Here is a 16,851-nt window from a genome sequence, read left to right as displayed (position 1 = left end):
TCGGCGTGAAACCCGCCCTGTAGCTTGTGCGCGTCGACTACGGGTATAAACTCGAACAAATTTGAAGTCTGAACAGGGAAGGTCAGTTTTCAGATGAATTTACGCATATCGGGAAAGCACATGGATATCGGTGAGGCGTTTCGCACGCGCATCGAAGGACGGATTGGCGAAGCCATCGATAAATATTTCGATGGCGGCTTTTCCGGACATGTGACGGTGGTGAAGTCCGGCTCGCGCTTTTCGGCCGACTGCATGATCCGCCTAGACACCGGCATTGCCCTTCAGGCAGCCGGAGAAGCGCAGGAGCCCACGGCAGCCTTCGACGCTGCGGCCGAGCGTTTCGAGAAGCGCTTGCGGCGCTACAAGCGCCGGCTGAAGTCCCACAATCCCGGCGCGACCAATGGCATCGTCACTGATGTTGCCTATACGGTCATGGCGCCGCTGGGGGACGACGAGGAGGAGCTTCCGGAAGACTACGCGCCGGCGATCGTCGCCGAATCGACCGTGGCGCTGAAGACCATGTCGGTGGCATCCGCCGTCATCGAGCTCGACACCAAGGACAGCCCTGTCTTTGTTTTCCGCAACGCCGGGAACGAGCAGGTCAACATCGTCTATCGGAGGCCGGACGGAAATATCGGGTGGATCGACCCCTCGACGACAAAAGTCGCGCAGGGATAGGCAACGTCTTCTGGCTGCGCTGCCGGTTATGGGATTGCCGGCAGTGCGGACAGCGAAAAGGATATTTGGCAATGGATCTGAGTGATCTGATCGAGGTTCAGGCAATCATGCCGGCCTTGAAAGCGAATTCCAAGAAGCAGCTTCTGCAATTGCTAGCCGAAAGAGCCGCCAGCATTACCGGTCTTCCCGAGCGCGAAGTCTTCGACACGATCCTGCAGCGTGAGCGGCTGGGATCGACCGGTGTGGGCAATGGCATCGCCATCCCGCACGGCAAGCTCGCCGGCGTGAAGCGCATTACCGGCGTTTTCGCGCGGCTGGAATCGCCGGTGGAATTCGAGGCGCTGGACGACCAGCCCGTCGACCTGGTGTTTCTGCTGCTAGCTCCCGAGGGGGCAGGGGCGGATCACCTGAAGGCGCTGTCTCGGATTGCGCGTGTCCTGCGCGATGGCGATACGGTTGCCAAGATTCGTGGCACCCGCGATGCGACGGCCATTCATGCGCTTCTTTCGGATACGCAGGCCTCGCACGCTGCCTGAAGCGTGAAATCATTTCGGTGAAATTTGGCTCGGGGCGGCTTTTCAGCCGCCCTTTGCAATTCCGTAGACGCCGGTTAGTGGATGGCGACCGGGGTCAGGTCGTTTTCCATCGCACCGGCAAGGGCGCGGTCGCGCTCGTCAGACAGCAGGATTGGCTGGCCGTTGGCGGCGAAAAGCGCCCAAAGCGTCGTGCCCGAGGCGATTTCCGGAAGACCCGGAAACTTGCCCTTCAGCTCGTCGCTGTCGATTTCGCGCAGATACGCCACCGTGCCTTCGCCCAGATGGGCGAGTTCGGCCTGCGTCAGAACGTGTCTGTGATCAAGAGATGTCATATTAGCCTCCTGTATGCGGGGCGTCCTAGTGACCAACCCGCTCTAGAGCTGTTTGTTCCGGCGGGCGACAATCAGTCTTTCACCGAAATGTTTATTTTCCGTACCAGTCTTTCGGCCTCCGGGCGGTCGAGGTCTATCGACAGAAGACCGTTCTTCAGTTCGGCCCCGGTCACCCGCATTCCATCGGCGAGCACGAAGGTCCGCTGGAACTGCCGCGCGGCGATGCCGCGATGCAGGAACTCGCGTTCCGTGTCGTCGTTCTGCCTGCCGCGCACGACGAGCTGGTTTTCCTCGGTTGTGACTTCCAGATTTTCATCGCAGAAGCCGGCAACCGCCAGCGTTATGCGCAAAGTCTCGCCCTTGCCTTCTTCCCCGCGAACGCGCTCGATATTGTAGGGGGGATAGCTGTCGCCAGATTTGGCCAAGCGTTCCAGCGTTTTTTCCATGGCATCGAACCCAAGCAGAAGCGGGCTCGAAAAGGGCGTCATGCGACTCATTTTCGTGTCCTCTAAGAGCGACCTAAAAGGGAAAAACCCGGATGGCATTTTTCCCGATGATCCTGATATGGTCCGCCGCGCAAACAAGTTCAAGCCTGCAATCATTGACATGAGGGAAGACGGAAATGTCCGCCACAAGAAAGATCATTATCGACACCGATCCCGGCCAGGACGACGCCGTCGCCATACTGCTTGCGCTGGCAAGCCCTGAACTGGATATCCTCGGCATCACCGCCGTTGCCGGCAATGTTCCGCTGAAGCTGACCGAGAAGAACGCGCGCAAGATCTGCGAACTCGCTGGCAAGCCTGAAACCAAGGTTTTCGCCGGCGCCATCCGCCCGCTGGCGCGCACGCTGGTCACGGCGGAAGAGGTTCACGGCCAGAGCGGGCTCAACGGCCCGGAGCTGCCGGAGCCGACCATGCCGCTGCAGGCGCAATATGCCGTCGACTTCATCGTTGAGACGCTGATGAAGGAAGACAGCGGCACCGTCACGCTGTGCCCGCTTGGGCCCCTGACCAACATTGCGCTGGCGCTGATTCGCGAGCCGAAGATCGCCCCGCGCATCAAGGAGATCGTGCTGATGGGCGGCGGCTTCTTCGAGGGCGGCAATGTCACGCCGGCGGCCGAGTTCAACATCTATGTCGACCCGCAGGCAGCCGACGTGGTGCTGCGCTCCGGCGTGCCGATCGTCATGATGCCGCTCGACGTCACCCACAAGGCGCTGACGACCGGCAAGCGCATCGCCGCCTTCCGCGATCTCGGCACCAAGGTCGGCATCGCCACCGCCGAGATGCTGGAATTCTTCGAGCGCTTCGACGAGGAGAAATACGGCACAGATGGCGGCCCGCTGCACGACCCCTGCGTCATTGCCTATCTTCTGAAGCCCGAGCTTTTCAAGGGCCGGCATTGCAACGTCACGGTCGAGACGGCGTCGGAACTCACCATGGGCATGACGGTCGTCGACTGGTGGGGCGTCACCAAGCGCGAAAAGAACGCCACCGTCATGCGCGACATTGACCATGATGGTTTCTTTGCGCTGCTGGTTGAGCGGCTGGGGCGGCTGTAGCGCCAGCTTTTCCCCTCCCCCTCGAGGGGAGGGTGGCCCGTAGGGCCGGGTGGGGTCGCTGCGGCAGTGCTCCGACGCTCCTTTTGCGCCGAGTACTACATGAACGACCCCCTCTGGCGCTTCGCGCCATCTCCCCCTCAAGGGGGAGAAAACGCGGGCGCGCTTCATCATCGCCACGCCCGGTTTTCACCGTCTGGCCATTGTCAAAGAACTCCCTTTACGAGGGTGGGAAGCGGGGCGCATGGCCGTGCCTTCCTAATGTAAAGTAAGTGGCGCAGCTTCCGCGCCCCGCCGGCGATTTCTGTTCCCGTCCGTTCCGCTGCTCCCTGCAAACCTTTTGGTTTGCAGGGCCTATGTGCTCGTCCAGCACGCGCGGGCCGTAATACCCGCAGGGGAACCCTCGGACGGAACCTCCCCGGGCTCATCGCTACGTTTGCGACGAACCGGAAGCGCCGGTTCCTCCCCACAGATCACCGTCGCGACCGATGTTCCCATGGGAGGAACTGGTTGGGAGTATGAAAGATGCTCAATGGGTGTGGAAAAAGCGGGCGTGAAAAAATGTGTGGCGTGAGTGAAATCAATGGGTTGGCGGAAAACCAGGCGAAAATCTTTCCCACAGTTCGCAAGCTTCAGCTTTGGCAGTTCTGCACCGCGGCACATTCCACCGAGGTTCCGGCATGGATCCCCGGGTTCCTCCGCCGAACTTCGTTCGGCTCCGGCCCCGAGGATGACGAACGGAATGGTCTGACATCGTTAATCGTCAAGGTTAATGTTGGAAGCGTCTCCCCTTTCGTCATCCCGGCCAAGGGAGCGAAGCGACTGCGAGCCGGGATCTATTGATGAGCACGGCCGGGTACTGAGTTCGCGCTGCAGTATTGAAGCGCGCCAAGACGAGGGCCGGGCCATGCTTGACGATGCTGCGGCCAATGGATCCCGGATAACCTGCGCTTCGCTCCGGTTCCCGGGATGACGATTTCACGGTTGTCAGCGCTAATCGCCAAGGTCGACGAACGGCATGTTCCGCCTTCGCTAGTTGTCAATGTTGGTGGGGCAGCTTCCAGGATGATGCGGCGGGTAAGTGTGCTAATTTCCTGCAATCATTGATAGAATTTTCTTGCCTGGCACGCTCGTTCTGCCACATCCTTACCTATGACCGGCTATGTCTACATTTTGGCGTCGAGAAAGAACGGAACGCTTTACACCGGTGTGACCGGGGATCTTGAGCGGCGCGTCTGGGAGCATCGCGAGGGGCTGACGGACGGCTTCACGAAGAAATACGGTGTCAGGCGGCTGGTCTGGTATCGCGATTATGTCGACATAGGCGACGCCATCGTGGACGAGAAACGCATCAAGAAATGGCGGCGCAAATGGAAGCTCGAACTGATCGAGGCGATGAACCCGGAATGGGACGATCTATATGAAGTGCTGAACGGCTGATGCTTGCCAGCAGGTTAAGCGGAATGCACCGCGTAGCCCCTCACTTCGCCCGCGAGAACGCCAGCCACAGCCCGCCGCCGATGAGGAAACTGCCGCTGATGCGCGACAGGAGCTTGATGCGGCTGGCTGACAGCGCGCGGCTGGCCCTGCCGGCGACGATGGCGTAGGTGGAATCGGACATCGCTGCGAAAATCAGGGCGGTGGTGCCCATGATGACGATCTGAAGCGCGTAGTTGCCGGTGGGATCGAGGAATTGCGGGATGAAGGCGCCGAAGAAGATCAGCGTCTTGGGATTGCTGATGGCGACGAGAAAACCCTGCAGGAAGAAGCCGCCGCGCGGTGCCTGGGGGACGCCGTTGGCATCAAGCCTGCCGGTGGAGCGAAACATCTGGATGCCCATCCAGATCAGATAGGCGGCACCCAGCAGGCGCACCCACTCGAACCAGTGGCCCATGCCCTCGATCATCGAGGTGAGGCCGATGCCGACGATGGCGATCATGACGGCGATGCCGGCCTGAGTGCCGGCGACATTGGCCAGCCCGGCGCGCGTGCCATGGCGCATGCTGGTGGCGATGATCAGCGTGACGGTCGGGCCGGGTATCAGGATGATGACGATGCAGGCGACGACATAGGCGGCATAGACTTCGAGCGACATTTTTGTATTCCTCTCCGATTGCTTGAAAACAAGCATCAGCATCGAGGAATGTCCAGTGTCTCGCAGTCGAAGGAGCAGAATCGCATGAGCCCCTTGGTCAAGGAATTCCTCGAAACGGCCGGCGCGGTGTTTTCGGTTCACAATCACACCCCGCTCATCTCCTTCGACGATGCGAAGGAGATCCTGCCGCACGATCCGGAGGACATGGTCAAGGGCCTGACATTTTCGCACTCCGACTGTGGCCTGGCCATCGTCGCCTTGAGGGCGAAGGACAAGGCCGACTACAAGAAGATCGCCGATGCGCTCGGCATGCGCCGCGCCGATCTCAAAATGGCCGAACCTGCCGATGTGGCGCGAAAGATAGACATGGAAATCGGCGGGATCGTCCCCCTGCCGATCAACGGAACACGCGTTCTGATCGATCGCGCCGTGCTCGAGCGCGACGAGATCGTCTGCGGAACCGGCAGGAATACCGCGACACTGGTGATCTCACGCGACGAATGGCTGCGCGCCGCGCAGGGCGAGATCGGGGATTTTTCCAAACAAGCGTGAGGTGGTTACGTATTCACCACGATACGGTCAGAGGCCCATCGGCAACATATGATACGTCACCCAGCCGTTTGCCCTTGTGCGGCGCTCTACCTCCACAATTGCACCGATCGAATGCGGACGTAATGCGTCATCGGTTACAAATGCGATCGCGTCTGTGCCGTTCAACTTGATCGCATATCTATAGGAAACCCCGTTTCCGAAACGGTTAGGCCTGTCTGGAATCGCCGCGATCGATGTTATGACTGCGCCGGTCTGTTCGCGCTTGACCACTGGGCTATTGAAACGAAGCGGAAGCAGCACGAAAATGCCGATGAACGCCAGGACGCCGAGGCCGGCGGCGATTTGGCTGGCGGACCATCGAAACAGTTCCAGCCTGACATGCATGCGCTGCCAGAAAGTGCCGCTGGGGCGCCGGGTCTGCTTCGAAGATTTCGCCATGACCCCCTTTCGGCCGGGGGCTGGCCGGCTTTGCCGCCAACCGTCTATGCCCCGCTTTCCCACGTCATAGTGGTCTCATAGGCGGCTGCCGCTTGCAAGACGGCGAGGTCGCCGCGCGGGCGGCCGATCAGTTGCATGCCCATGGGGCGGCCGCGATCGTCGAAGCCGACCGGCACGTTGACGGCAGGGCAGCCGGCGAGCGAGGCGAAAGCCGAAACCTCCATCCAGCGATGGTAGCTGTCCATCGCGCGGCCGGCGACTTTATCTGGCCAGTGGGTGGTGACGTCGAAGGGGAAGACTTGCGCGGTCGGCAGCACTAGCAAATCGAAGCGCTCGAACAGGTTCAGCACGGTTTTGTACCAGGCCGAACGGACGGTGGAGGCGGCGTGGACCTGCGGCGCGGTAAGGCGCTCTGCGCCCTCGGCCTCCCAGATCGCCTCGGGCTTCAGCCTGGCGCGCTTGGCCGGGTCGTCATAGTGGAGCTTGAGTTCGCAGCCGCTGGTCGCCTGGCGCAGCGTCACGAAGGCGCGCCAGAGGGCTTCGAAATCGAACGCCGGCACCAGCGATTCCGATGTGAAGCCGGCTTCACCAAATCGTTGCAAGGCGGACTCGCACAGGTCGAGAACGCCGGCTTCGATGGGCAGGCGGCCGCCGAGATCGCCGAGCCATGCGATTCGGCCGCTTTTCGCGCCGTTTTGCAGGCCTGCGAGATAGGAGCTTTCGCCGTCATGCGACAGCGGCGCGCTCGGATGATAGCCGGCCTGCACGCCAAGCAGCAGCGCCATGTCGCCGACATTGCGGGCCATCGGGCCCTCGATGCCGATCTGCGAATGGAAAACCTCGTTTGACGGCCCGGCAGGAACCAGCCCCTGTGACGGGCGGAAGCCGAAGACATTGTTATAGGCAGCAGGATTGCGCAGCGAGCCGCCGAAATCGCTGCCGTCTGCGACCGGAACCATGTTCAGTGCCAGCGCCACCGCCGCGCCGCCGCTGGAGCCGCCGGCGGTCAGCGCCGGATCGAAGGCGTTGAGGGTGGGGCCGAAGACGGGATTGTAGGTGTTGGAGCCGAGGCCGAATTCCGGGACATTGGTCTTGCCGATGAAGATCGCGCCGGCCTTGCGCATGCGCTCGACGAAGAAATCGTCCTCGTCGGGCACGAAATCGGCAAAGATCGGCGAGCCGAAGGTCGTTTTCAGGCCCTTGGTCAGGGCAAGGTCCTTGATCGCAACGGGCAGGCCGAGCAGCGGGCCGGGCGTGATGCCCTTCGCCAGTGCCGCGTCGGCGGCGTCGGCCTCGGCCAGAATGTCGGCGCGGTCGCGCAGCGAAACGATGGCGTTGACGAGCGGGTTGACCGCGTCGATGCGGTCGAGAAAGGCGGTGACGACCTCGCGCACCGAAAGTTTTCGCGTCCTGATCTTTTCAGTCAGTTCGACGGCGGACATGCGGCAGATTTCGCCTGCGGGTGGAATGGCGTGCTTGGTTGTGGGGCGGTTCAATCTGGTCTCCCGGTCAGGATGGCATGTTGCCGGCAAGGGCAGCGTCGACTTCGGCCTTGAGCGGGATCGCCGGCTGCGCGCCGGGCTTCAGGCAGGCGAGCGAACCGGCAGCTGCAGCGCGGCGCAATGCATCCTCAAGGCTGAGCCCCGAGCCAAGACCGGCTCCGAGATAGCCGCAGAAAGTGTCTCCCGCGCCGACTGTGTCGACCGGCTTGATCTTCAGCGCCGGCACCTGGATGAGCCCGTCGGGCGTCGCCGCCAGAACGCCTTCGCCGCCAAGCGTGACGATGACGGTGCGGCCGGTCTTTTCGGCAAAATTCTTCATGCGCGCGGGCCGGTCGCGTCCCTGCAGCTTCAGCACCTCGCCATAGAGGTCGAATTCGGTCTCGTTGGCGACAATGTAGTCGGCCTTTTCGAGGAACGGCGCAGCCGCGCCGTTGAAGGGCGCGGTGTTGAGCACGGTTATGCTGCCGGCAGCGCGGGCCGCATCGAGCGCGGCTTCGACGGTGGCCAGCGGGATTTCGTGCTGGAGAAGGATGATCTCGCCCTTTTGCAGGGCCGCGTTTGAAAGGTCGCCCGGCAGCACCGCCGCATTGGCGCCCGGCACCACCGCGATGACGTTTTCGCCGGCGGCCTCGACCAGAATATGTGCGGTGCCGGTGGCTGCATGAACCTCGCGCACGCCGGAAAGCTCGACCTGGCCAGCCTTCAGGCAGGCGAGCGCATCATTGGCGAAGCTGTCCTTGCCGACGGCTCCGATCATGCGCACCTGCGCGCCGGCACGCGCCGCGGCCAGCGCCTGGTTCGCACCCTTGCCGCCGGGCGCGGTCTTGAACGCGCTGCCCATCACGGTTTCGCCGGGGGCAGGCAGGCGATCGACCGTGGCGATGAGGTCGAGATTGATGGAACCGATGACAGTGATCACGAAAAAGCCTCCTGCGAATTTCGCGGGAAGCTAATCCGTTTGGAAGGATATTGAAATACGCAGGCTGGGGCTATCTCACGCCTTTCACGAAAGCTGCCCCACCTCCCAGCCGAGGATCGCCCGCTTGCGGGTGAGGCCCCAGTGATAGCCGGTCAGCGCGCCGGACTTGCCGACGACGCGGTGGCAGGGCACGACGAAGGACAGCGGGTTGGCACCAACCGCAGCACCCACAGCGCGGCTGGCCGCCGGCGTGCCGATGCCTGATGCGATGTCGGAATAGCTGCATGCCTTGCCCATCGGGATTTTCAACAGCGCGTCCCAGACGCGGAGCTGGAAGTCCGTGCCGATCATGACGACGCGCAGCGGGTTTTCCGCCCGCCACTGCGCCGGGTCGAAGATGCGCGCGGCATAGGGCGCGGTGGCGGACATGTCTTCTATATATGTGGCGTTCGGCCAGCGGCTCGACATGTCGACGAAGGCTGCCCGCTCATTGCCGGCGTCGTTGAAGGCCAGGCCGGCGAGGCCACGGTCGGTGACCATGATGAGTGCCACGCCGAAGGGCGAGATGTGGTGGCCGTAGCGGATGGTGAGGCCGGCACCGCGGGTCTTGTAGTCGCCGGGCGACATCGCCTCATGGGTGACGAACAGATCGTGCAGCCGGCTGGGGCCGGACATGCCGACTTCGAAGGCTGTTTCGAGCAGCGGCATGCCCGAATCGAGCAACCGGCGCGCATGGTCCAGCGTCACCGCCTGCAGAAAGCCCTTTGGCGACAGGCCGGCCCAGCGGGTGAACAGCTTTTGCAGGCCGGGCGGCGTCTCGCCGACTTCTTCCGCCAGCGTTTCCAGCGACGGCTGGTCGCGATAGTCGAGGCTGATCTTCTCGATCACCCGGCGAACGGTCTCGTAATCGCTGCCTTCTGGCGTGATTTCGCGCTGAAGAACCGGCGAAAGTTTCATCGATGTCTGAGCGTTCATGACATTGTCTCCTTGCCGGTGAATATCGTGCAGACGGGGCCGTCGCACCACCCGAAACTTGCCGTGGTGCCTTGCCGGGGCCAGATAACACTGGCCGCGACATCGGGAGGAAAGATGGGACGCGAAAAAGTCACCCTGACGAAGGAAAAGGAAACCCTGCTCATCACCTTGTACGGCAAGGCGCTGGAAAGCAGGCAGCCCGATTCGCTGCTTCAGGACCGTTTTGCCGACGAGGCGGTCGGCAAGATCGACTATGACTTTGCCAGGCTGAAGGTCGACCACGATCTCGGCGTAGGGCTGGCGATCCGGGCCAAGACGCTGGACGAGTGGGTCATGGATTTCACGGCCAAAACCCCGAATGCGATCGTGCTGCATATCGGCTGCGGCCTCGATACGCGCGTCTTCCGCATCGATCCACCCGCCGGGATCGAATGGTACGATGTGGATTACCCGGAAGTGATCGCGCTTCGGCGCAAGCTTTATCCCTCACGCAAAAACTACCATCTGGTCGCCTCGTCAGTGACAGACCCGGCCTGGCTGGATCAGGTGCCCCGCGACCGTCCGGCCATGGTGGTGGCCGAGGGGATCACGCCTTATCTGCCGGCCGAGGAGGGACCAAAACTGTTCACGCGGCTGGTTTCGCATCTGGCGAGCGGTGAGATCATCGGCGACGCCTATAGCGATCTCGGCCTCAAGCTGGTGAGCCTCACGCCTTCGGTTCGCCTTACCGGAGCCGAACTCCATTGGGCGATCAACGATCCGCGCGATCTGGAAAAGGCAGCGCCCGGTCTCGAGCTGATCGAGGAGGTTTCTGCCTACAAGCCCGAACATGTCTCTCGTATGAGCTGGTCGTCCCAATGGATCATCTTCCTCTGGAACTTCTTTCCGCCGCTGCGGCGGGTCGGCAGGCTGCTGCGGTACCGGTTTTGATTCGGGCAGCTACCGCCCCTTGGCTTTCGCCAAGGCCCGCGAAAAGGCGCTAGCAAAACTCTCGCGGTCGTCGGGGTTGAGAAAACTGCCGATCGGCACATGCTGCCCCTGGCCATCGACTGCCATGCCGGTGATGCCGATCTCGTCGTGACGGGCGACCGAGAATCGCGCCCAGAACGGGTTGAAGTGGTGGTCTTCGATGCGGCCGGAGGGTGCTGTCTTGCGGATATCGAGGCTGGTGCGCGAAACCGTCACCTCTTCGCGGGCGCGGGCGGCGCGGTAGTTCAACTTGAAGGCGATGTAGACGGCGAGAATGTCGAGGCCGAAAAAGCCGAAGACCGGCCATGCGCCTCGGGACAGGAAGAAGGCGCCGGTGGCAAGCCAGCCGAAGGACAGCGCGCCCATAAGGATCAGGAAGCCGGTGCGGCCGAGCGACCGGTGCGGCATCAGCAGCGCCTGAAAGAAGGGCTGATCGGCGGCGGATATGGCGTTTGTCTCGCTCATCGCTCCAGATTATAGGAAGACGATGACGAACCCCAAGCCCAAAGATCAGGTTAAGCCCAAAAAGCCGCAGCCGGGCGCGAAGCCGCGCCGCGCCTCAAGAAAACCTGCCTGTATTTATTCACCGGCTGAAGTGCACGAGATTTTCCGGCGCTTTGCCGTGCAGCGCCCGGAGCCCAAGGGCGAGCTTGAGCATGTGAATGCCTTCACGCTGCTGGTGGCGGTGGTGCTTTCGGCGCAGGCGACCGATATCGGCGTCAACAAGGCGACGCGGGCGCTGTTTGCAATCGCCGATACGCCGCAGAAGATGCTGGCGCTGGGCGAGGCGAGGGTGGGTGAATACATCCGCACCATCGGGCTTTGGCGCAACAAGGCCAAGAATGTGATCGCGCTTTCGCAGGCGCTGATTCGCGATCATGGCGGCGAGGTTCCCGATAACCGCGACCAGCTTGTCGAGCTGCCGGGGGTAGGGCGAAAGACCGCCAATGTCGTGCTCAACATGGCTTTCGGCCAGCACACAATGGCGGTCGACACGCATATTTTCCGCATCGGCAACCGGATCGGCCTGGCTCCCGGCAAGACGCCGGAACAGGTCGAGGCGGGGCTTATGAAGGTCATTCCGGACGAATATATGCGCCACGCCCATCACTGGCTGATCCTGCATGGGCGCTATGTCTGCAAGGCGCGCAAGCCGGATTGCCCGATGTGCGTCATCGCCGACATCTGCAAGTCGGCGGAAAAGACGACTGATATTCCCGCGCCGCTGGTGCCGATCGAGCCGCTGGCGGCTGCTCAGTAGCCGTAGCCGCGCGCCATGGCAGCGGCGAAGATCAGGATCAGGACGATGCCGACCATCTCCGCGCGCAGGTAGAATCGCACCGAGGAGAGTTCGGCCGCCGGCACGGTGAAATTCGCGTTAGCGCTCGCCTGCCTGTTCCATGACAGGAAGCGCATGGTCGGGATGATCGACAAGAGGCCGACCGCGAGGAACGAAACCATCTTGGCCCAGAAGACCCAGTTGTAGACGTAGAACTCCCAACCTTTCATGCCGTAAAAGACGCGGCCTACGCCGACGATGATGACCAGCATGGCGAGGATGCCATAATGACGGTCGAGCCCGGCGAGCCGCTTGATGGCAGCGGCGGACAGTTCGCCACGCGTCAGAACGGATTCGCACGCAATCAGCGCCGCGACCGAGAAGACCAGGATGTGATGGACGATAGCGAGAAGCAGGTCGGTGGTTTCCATGGGTGGTTCTTTCCGGTGCCGGGAGAGATTTGCCTGCTGCGTACAGGTACGGAAATTGAGGGTGGGGTCAAGCGGGCTTGGCGGGACGACCCCCACCCCTAACCCCTCCCCACAAGGGGGAGGGGAATTTGCTGCATCGCCGCTTAGCGCCAATCTTCACCGTTTCTGGTGGCAACGGCGACGAAATCGTCCCCCTCCCCCTTGTGGGGAGGGGTTAGGGGTGGGGGTGTAGCCGTCACTCGATGGCCCGCTATTGTAACCGCTGGAAGAAAACTGATCGCCACCGTGGCCTCATTCAGTCGCCACGACCCATGCTACGGCTTCCCCTACAAACATCCGGAATCGACATGACCGATCTGCCCGCCACCGAAATCCCCGTCATCGAAACACCCCGCACCATCCTGCGCGGGCACAGGCTGTCGGACTTCGACGGTTTCGTGGCGATGTGGACCGATCCGCTCCATACGCGCTTCATCACCGGCCAGCCGCTGCCGCGCGAAGACGTGTGGGCGCGCATGCTGCGCTATCTTGGGCACTGGCAGTTGCTCGGCTTCGGCTATTGGGTGGTCGAGGAAAAGGGAACCGGCCGTTTTCTCGGCGGGGCGGGCTTCCAGGATGCCAAGCGCAAGATGGAGCCTTCGATCGAAGGCCTGCCCGAAGCCGGCTGGGGTTTCGTGTCCGACGTGCATGGCAAGGGTTTTGCGACGGAGGTCGTCGGCGCCATGCATGAATGGGCCGACCGGCATTTCGGCGGGGCGAAAACCGTCTGCATCATCGATCCCGAAAATGTCGCGTCGATCCGCATCGCGCAAAAATTCGGTTATCGCGAGGCGGCGAGGACGACTTACAAGGGCTCGCCGACGCTGCTCTTCGAAAGAGGGTGAGGGCCTTTTCAAGCACCCGTCGAATGAGGGATTGGACGGTTGCTTGACTTACATGAGAAGTTTCGGGACTATCGTGGCATGTCGATCGCAGCCGAAACACGATTCAAGTTTTTTCAGCGGGTGTGCCCCATCGCGGGACGCTGACCCCCGGCTCGGCTGCCATGCGCCCCCGAGCCGCGGGGCGGTACGACACTTTTCCGCAGCATCCCATTTTCTGAATCTGCGGCATCGGCGCTTCCAACATCATTGATACTGCCGGAAATCGGCACCGCACGTCGAAGTCCGAGAGCCGGATTCCGTCGCGGTCACAAGCACAGGTAATAAAATGCAGGAAAAGACCAGGGCGCGGCGCAAGCCCAATATCAGGATCGGCGCCTCCGATCATTCTAAGCTCATCGCTTTTGCCAATGCGATGGCAGAGCGCAATCCGGAAGTCTCGGAGGAATTGCTGCTTGAACTCGACCGCGCGCGCGTCGTGGCCGACGGCTCCATTCCCGACGACGTCGCCCGCATGGGCTCGGCCGTGACGTTCAAGCCGGACACCGGCGAGGCAAAGACGGTGACGTTGGTATTCCCCGGCGATGCCGACATCGCGCAGGGCAAAATCTCCATCCTCACCCCGATCGGCACGGCGCTGATCGGGCTTTCGCCCGGGCAGTCGATCTCGTGGACGGCCCGCGACGGGCGCACGCACGAACTCGAAGTGCTCGACGTGAGAAAACCCGGTGCGCCGGCTCCTTCCGAAACGGCGGCGCTGGCCGCGGCGTCGGACCGGGCGTGACGGCATGATCCACCGCTCAGGCAATCTCGTCGCAGGATTCTAGCCCCTGCTCCGGACAAATCGCGTCCGGTCCAGGGGAGCGTCTTTCGAACTCAAGCACAACACTTGAAGCCGAAACCGGGTGAAAACGGTTCGGCTGGAGATTTGCCATGTCGAATGGAGAAACCTGCCTGCTGACGACCAAGGATTACACGATCCTCGAAGTCATGCTGGAGCGCTGCCTCGGGCGTGACGAGCCGATCGCCGAAATCCTCAAGCGCAAGATCGACGGCGCGAGCGTCATGTTCCGGGACGATATCCCACCGATGGTCGTCACGCTGTCGAGCCGTGTCAGCTACCGCGTCGATGACGGCCCGGCCGAAACACGCATCATCGCCCATGACGAGCTGCGCGGGCTGGTCGGTTCGGTGCTATCGATCACCAATCCGCGCGGCCTTGCCCTGATGGGCCTTGCCGAAGGGCAGTCCATGACCATCCGTAGGGCGGACGGGACCGAGGAAAAGCTGACCGTTCAGGAAGTCGTCTATCAGCCCGAGGCTGCCAAGCGCGAGGCGGAAGGTTTGAAGCTAGGCCTTGGCGGTTCGGTGCCAAAGCCACGCGGCGCCATATTGCGGCTGGTTCATTCCGCCGAGGGATTGCCGGCAACGCCCATCGAAAGGGTTCTTGCACCCTTTGATGACGATCCGGGGCCGTCCGCCGCATAAGCGCAGTCGTCGACTACCGCTTCTCGCAGGTCGTGGCGGAAAAACTACCGCTCGCCTCACGCATGATGATGTCGAACGAGGCCTTCTCCTCCGTGTTGACGGTGACCTGCGTCAGGTCGACGGAGTTTCCGCCCGAGGTGAAGCCGCCGAGCGGCCCAAACCAGTTGATCTCGTCGAAGGGCGTCACTTCATATCTATACGGTCCGGCAAAGGGTTCGAACCATGCCGGACCGCGATAGGTGGGGCCCTTTATAATGATGTCGCCGAGATGGATGAACATCCCGAGCGCATAGACTTCGCAATGATAGACGCCGTCGGCCATCGTGCGCTGCAATTGCACCGGCTCGGCGCGTGCCTGGCCGGAGACCGTGGCGGCAAGCAGCAGGGTGCAGGCGAAGTTGGCGCTTCTGGATGTCGTCATGCTTCGAATGTTTATCCGCGCTTTGTCCGTTTACGGTGCCCGCTCCGGCGCACACCGTAGATGCCAGCAATCCTAACCGCCATAGATGTCGAAAGTGAAATACTTCTGGACGATCTTGCCGTAGGTACCGTCGGCGACAATCGCGTCGATGGCGGCATTCAGCTTTTCGCGCAGCTCATTGTCCGCCTGGCGCACGCCGATGCCTGCCGGCGCATTGGTGCCCTCGATATCGCCGACCATCTTGCAGCAATCCTTGCCCGTCTTGTCCATCCAGTCGACCAGCACGAACTTATCGGCCACCACCGCGTCGAGCCGCCCATTGGCGAGATCGGCCATCGCCTCATCCTGCGAGGGATAGAGCTTCGCCTCGGCACCGGCCTTGCCGTAGACCTCGTCGGCATAGGTGGCCTGCGTCGTCGAGGCCTGCGCCGACGGTCTTGCCGGAATAGGCCGCAGGGTCGGTCGTCGAGAGGCTGGAATCCTTCAGCGCCACCACCGAAAGCGGCGTGACATAATATTTGTTGGTGAAGGAAATCTGCTTCTTGCGCTCTTCCGTGATGCTCATCGACGCGATGATGGCGTCGAACTTGCCAGCCTGCAGGGCAGGGATCATGCCGTCCCAATCCTGGGTGACGATTTCGCACTGCGCCTTCATCTGCGCGCACAGCGCATTGGAGATGTCGATGTCGAAGCCGATCAGCGAACCGTCGGCGGCGATGCTGTTGAAGGGCGGGTAGGCGCCTTCCGTGCCGATCTTCAGCTTCATGGGCTCATCGGCGAAGGCCGATCCGGCCGCCAGCGTGATTGCGGCACCTGCAAGAATGCCGGCGAGACGTCCTGAAATACGCATTGCTTTCTCCTCTGCGGCACTTGCGGCCGCTTCGTGTTCCCAAACACTGCCAGCAAATCATCACACCTCGCGTCGGGCAAGTTGATTGGCAGGAAAAAAGCTTGCCTCACATCTGATCGTTGTAAGGCTCCTTGGTCTGCCCGACCATTTTTGCGAGTTCGGAGAAGGTCGGCGTGTTGCGGTCGGACCGGCTGTTGTTGGCCGCCTGCAGAAGCCGGATCGGAAAACACACGGCATCGCGGTTGGCCGGCGTCATGTCCTCGACGACACGCTCGTCGCCGGTGGCGTTGGCTTCGGCGCGCCGAAGGGCAGTGTCGATCTCCTCGACGCTCACCATGCCCTTGGCGACAAGCAGGTTGTTGATCGAAGCGATGGCCAGATACAGGCCTTCGAGTTGCAGATTTGCGGTGTTCATCGCGATATCCCGTGATCGAGTGATCGGAGAAGGCGTAACGCTTTGCCCGTCGATCCGATCCACGCGATGCCATGGCTCCGCGCAATCACATCGCGGTGTGAAGACCGGGATTGAATAGCGTCGCGATGCCGACGCACTATGTTCAAAAGCCGATGCTGCGAGGAAAGGATCTGCGACGATGGCGGACCAGATACAAGAAGAGGCCGCGACCTTACCGACGCCCGCCGACGAAAGTTTCCGCGACCAGCTTATGATGATGACGCGGGCGTTCGGCTCGTCGCCGCTGCGCAATACTATAATGGGGCTCTGCGCCACCATCTTTGCCGTCATCGTGGCCACGGCGGTAGGGCAGGTCGTGCTCAATCGCTGGTACCGGCCATTTTATGATGCGCTCGAGCGGCGTGATCTCCAGGGCTTCTTTTATCAGCTCGAAATCTTCGCCGTTATCGCCGCCGTGCTGCTCATCCTCAATGTCGGGCAGACCTGGCTGAACCAGATGATCCATCTCAAGCTGCGCGAAGGGCTGGTG

At 61.9% G+C, this 16,851-nt stretch carries 23 protein-coding genes and 1 pseudogene (1 of these 24 cut by a window edge); 12 read left to right on the top strand and 12 right to left on the bottom strand.

Annotated elements, in window-relative coordinates; translation table 11 throughout:
• Positions 1-93 precede the first annotated feature (93 nt).
• On the top strand, positions 94-678 hold the full coding sequence (gene raiA / locus DZG07_RS22935) for a ribosome-associated translation inhibitor RaiA (protein ID WP_091916543.1): 585 nt from the start codon (positions 94-96) through the stop codon (positions 676-678).
• Between the two features lie 71 nt (positions 679-749).
• Positions 750-1,214, top strand: a complete 465-nt coding sequence (gene ptsN / locus DZG07_RS22930; protein ID WP_091916545.1) for a PTS IIA-like nitrogen regulatory protein PtsN — start codon at positions 750-752, stop codon at positions 1,212-1,214.
• 74 nt (positions 1,215-1,288) lie between these two features.
• Here the strand turns inward: ptsN and DZG07_RS22925 are convergent, their stop codons facing one another.
• Both DZG07_RS22925 and DZG07_RS22920 read right to left on the bottom strand, forming a co-directional pair.
• Positions 1,289-1,546, bottom strand: coding sequence for a DUF1150 family protein (locus DZG07_RS22925; RefSeq protein ID WP_119821080.1), 258 nt, complete (start codon positions 1,544-1,546; stop codon positions 1,289-1,291).
• A 71-nt stretch (positions 1,547-1,617) separates the two neighbouring features.
• Positions 1,618-2,043: an Hsp20 family protein gene (locus DZG07_RS22920; protein WP_119821078.1), complete on the bottom strand. Its 426-nt coding sequence runs from the start codon at positions 2,041-2,043 to the stop codon at positions 1,618-1,620.
• A gap of 125 nt (positions 2,044-2,168) precedes the next feature.
• On the opposite strand from DZG07_RS22920, the gene DZG07_RS22915 reads away from it, so the two are divergent.
• The 3 genes from DZG07_RS22915 to DZG07_RS22905 all read left to right on the top strand — a co-directional run bounded on the left by DZG07_RS22915 (position 2,169) and on the right by DZG07_RS22905 (position 4,547).
• Complete coding sequence (locus DZG07_RS22915; RefSeq protein ID WP_119821076.1) at positions 2,169-3,110, top strand: nucleoside hydrolase; 942 nt, start codon at positions 2,169-2,171, stop codon at positions 3,108-3,110.
• A 567-nt stretch (positions 3,111-3,677) separates the two neighbouring features.
• Entirely contained in the window at positions 3,678-3,950 is a 273-nt protein-coding gene (locus DZG07_RS22910) for a hypothetical protein (RefSeq protein WP_162931703.1), read from the top strand.
• A gap of 309 nt (positions 3,951-4,259) precedes the next feature.
• A complete protein-coding gene (locus DZG07_RS22905; protein ID WP_119821072.1) occupies positions 4,260-4,547 on the top strand; it encodes a GIY-YIG nuclease family protein in 288 nt (95 codons plus the stop codon).
• Between the two features lie 40 nt (positions 4,548-4,587).
• Here DZG07_RS22905 and DZG07_RS22900 read toward each other — a convergent pair whose 3' ends face one another.
• Positions 4,588-5,202 (bottom strand): LysE family translocator, encoded by a 615-nt coding sequence (locus tag DZG07_RS22900; protein WP_091916624.1) that lies wholly within the window; start codon positions 5,200-5,202, stop codon positions 4,588-4,590.
• A gap of 84 nt (positions 5,203-5,286) precedes the next feature.
• On the opposite strand from DZG07_RS22900, the gene DZG07_RS22895 reads away from it, so the two are divergent.
• The gene (locus DZG07_RS22895) at positions 5,287-5,754 is read left to right on the top strand and encodes a YbaK/EbsC family protein (protein ID WP_162931702.1); all 468 of its coding nucleotides are present in this window, start codon (positions 5,287-5,289) and stop codon (positions 5,752-5,754) included.
• 27 nt (positions 5,755-5,781) lie between these two features.
• On the opposite strand, the gene DZG07_RS22890 is transcribed toward DZG07_RS22895, so the two are convergent.
• From DZG07_RS22890 to DZG07_RS22875, 4 genes are all read right to left on the bottom strand, one after another.
• Positions 5,782-6,192 (bottom strand): hypothetical protein, encoded by a 411-nt coding sequence (locus DZG07_RS22890; protein WP_119821068.1) that lies wholly within the window; start codon positions 6,190-6,192, stop codon positions 5,782-5,784.
• A gap of 44 nt (positions 6,193-6,236) precedes the next feature.
• Positions 6,237-7,688 (bottom strand): amidase, encoded by a 1,452-nt coding sequence (locus DZG07_RS22885; protein ID WP_119821066.1) that lies wholly within the window; start codon positions 7,686-7,688, stop codon positions 6,237-6,239.
• A gap of 13 nt (positions 7,689-7,701) precedes the next feature.
• The gene (locus DZG07_RS22880; protein ID WP_119821064.1) at positions 7,702-8,613 is read right to left on the bottom strand and encodes a ribokinase; all 912 of its coding nucleotides are present in this window, start codon (positions 8,611-8,613) and stop codon (positions 7,702-7,704) included.
• 84 nt (positions 8,614-8,697) lie between these two features.
• Positions 8,698-9,588: a bifunctional helix-turn-helix domain-containing protein/methylated-DNA--[protein]-cysteine S-methyltransferase gene (locus tag DZG07_RS22875; RefSeq protein ID WP_119821062.1), complete on the bottom strand. Its 891-nt coding sequence runs from the start codon at positions 9,586-9,588 to the stop codon at positions 8,698-8,700.
• 114 nt (positions 9,589-9,702) lie between these two features.
• Between DZG07_RS22875 and DZG07_RS22870 the strand changes: the two genes are divergently transcribed.
• Positions 9,703-10,518: a class I SAM-dependent methyltransferase gene (locus DZG07_RS22870; protein ID WP_119821061.1), complete on the top strand. Its 816-nt coding sequence runs from the start codon at positions 9,703-9,705 to the stop codon at positions 10,516-10,518.
• A 9-nt stretch (positions 10,519-10,527) separates the two neighbouring features.
• Here the strand turns inward: DZG07_RS22870 and DZG07_RS22865 are convergent, their stop codons facing one another.
• Positions 10,528-11,022 (bottom strand): DUF2244 domain-containing protein, encoded by a 495-nt coding sequence (locus DZG07_RS22865; RefSeq protein WP_091916566.1) that lies wholly within the window; start codon positions 11,020-11,022, stop codon positions 10,528-10,530.
• A gap of 22 nt (positions 11,023-11,044) precedes the next feature.
• Between DZG07_RS22865 and nth the strand changes: the two genes are divergently transcribed.
• Positions 11,045-11,818, top strand: coding sequence for an endonuclease III (gene nth, locus DZG07_RS22860; RefSeq protein WP_119821059.1), 774 nt, complete (start codon positions 11,045-11,047; stop codon positions 11,816-11,818).
• Here nth and DZG07_RS22855 read toward each other — a convergent pair.
• A complete protein-coding gene (locus DZG07_RS22855) occupies positions 11,812-12,267 on the bottom strand; it encodes a DUF2214 family protein (RefSeq protein WP_119821057.1) in 456 nt (151 codons plus the stop codon). The genes nth and DZG07_RS22855 overlap by 7 nt on opposite strands.
• 347 nt (positions 12,268-12,614) lie before the next feature.
• Between DZG07_RS22855 and DZG07_RS22850 the strand changes: the two genes are divergently transcribed.
• From DZG07_RS22850 to DZG07_RS22840, 3 genes are all read left to right on the top strand, one after another.
• Positions 12,615-13,151, top strand: a complete 537-nt coding sequence (locus DZG07_RS22850; RefSeq protein WP_119821055.1) for a GNAT family N-acetyltransferase — start codon at positions 12,615-12,617, stop codon at positions 13,149-13,151.
• A 325-nt stretch (positions 13,152-13,476) separates the two neighbouring features.
• A complete protein-coding gene (rnk, locus tag DZG07_RS22845; RefSeq protein WP_119821053.1) occupies positions 13,477-13,932 on the top strand; it encodes a nucleoside diphosphate kinase regulator in 456 nt (151 codons plus the stop codon).
• A 149-nt stretch (positions 13,933-14,081) separates the two neighbouring features.
• Positions 14,082-14,636 (top strand): GreA/GreB family elongation factor, encoded by a 555-nt coding sequence (locus DZG07_RS22840; RefSeq protein ID WP_119821051.1) that lies wholly within the window; start codon positions 14,082-14,084, stop codon positions 14,634-14,636.
• A 13-nt stretch (positions 14,637-14,649) separates the two neighbouring features.
• Here the strand turns inward: DZG07_RS22840 and DZG07_RS22835 are convergent, their stop codons facing one another.
• The 3 genes and pseudogenes from DZG07_RS22835 to DZG07_RS22825 form a co-directional block, all read right to left on the bottom strand.
• Positions 14,650-15,057 carry a hypothetical protein gene (locus DZG07_RS22835; RefSeq protein WP_119821049.1) on the bottom strand — a complete coding sequence of 136 codons (408 nt, stop codon included), beginning with the start codon at positions 15,055-15,057 and terminating at the stop codon, positions 14,650-14,652.
• A 72-nt stretch (positions 15,058-15,129) separates the two neighbouring features.
• Positions 15,130-15,907, bottom strand: a pseudogene (locus tag DZG07_RS22830) (ABC transporter substrate-binding protein).
• A 106-nt stretch (positions 15,908-16,013) separates the two neighbouring features.
• Positions 16,014-16,322, bottom strand: coding sequence for a hypothetical protein (locus DZG07_RS22825; protein ID WP_091916582.1), 309 nt, complete (start codon positions 16,320-16,322; stop codon positions 16,014-16,016).
• Positions 16,323-16,500: 178 nt separating this feature from the next.
• On the opposite strand from DZG07_RS22825, the gene DZG07_RS22820 reads away from it, so the two are divergent.
• A protein-coding gene (locus DZG07_RS22820; protein WP_119821047.1) for an ABC transporter ATP-binding protein/permease crosses the window boundary here: on the top strand, positions 16,501-16,851 show its 5' end (the start). It continues 1,485 nt past the right edge of the window; 351 of the gene's 1,836 nt are visible here — the first part of the coding sequence; its start codon is at positions 16,501-16,503; its stop codon lies beyond the right edge, outside the window.

Source organism: Mesorhizobium sp. DCY119 (assembly GCF_003590645.1).
Taxonomy (GTDB): Bacteria; Pseudomonadota; Alphaproteobacteria; order Rhizobiales; family Rhizobiaceae; genus Mesorhizobium_M.
The sequence above is the reverse complement of the archived record's forward strand: the minus strand, read 5'-3'. Positions and strand labels throughout refer to the sequence as shown.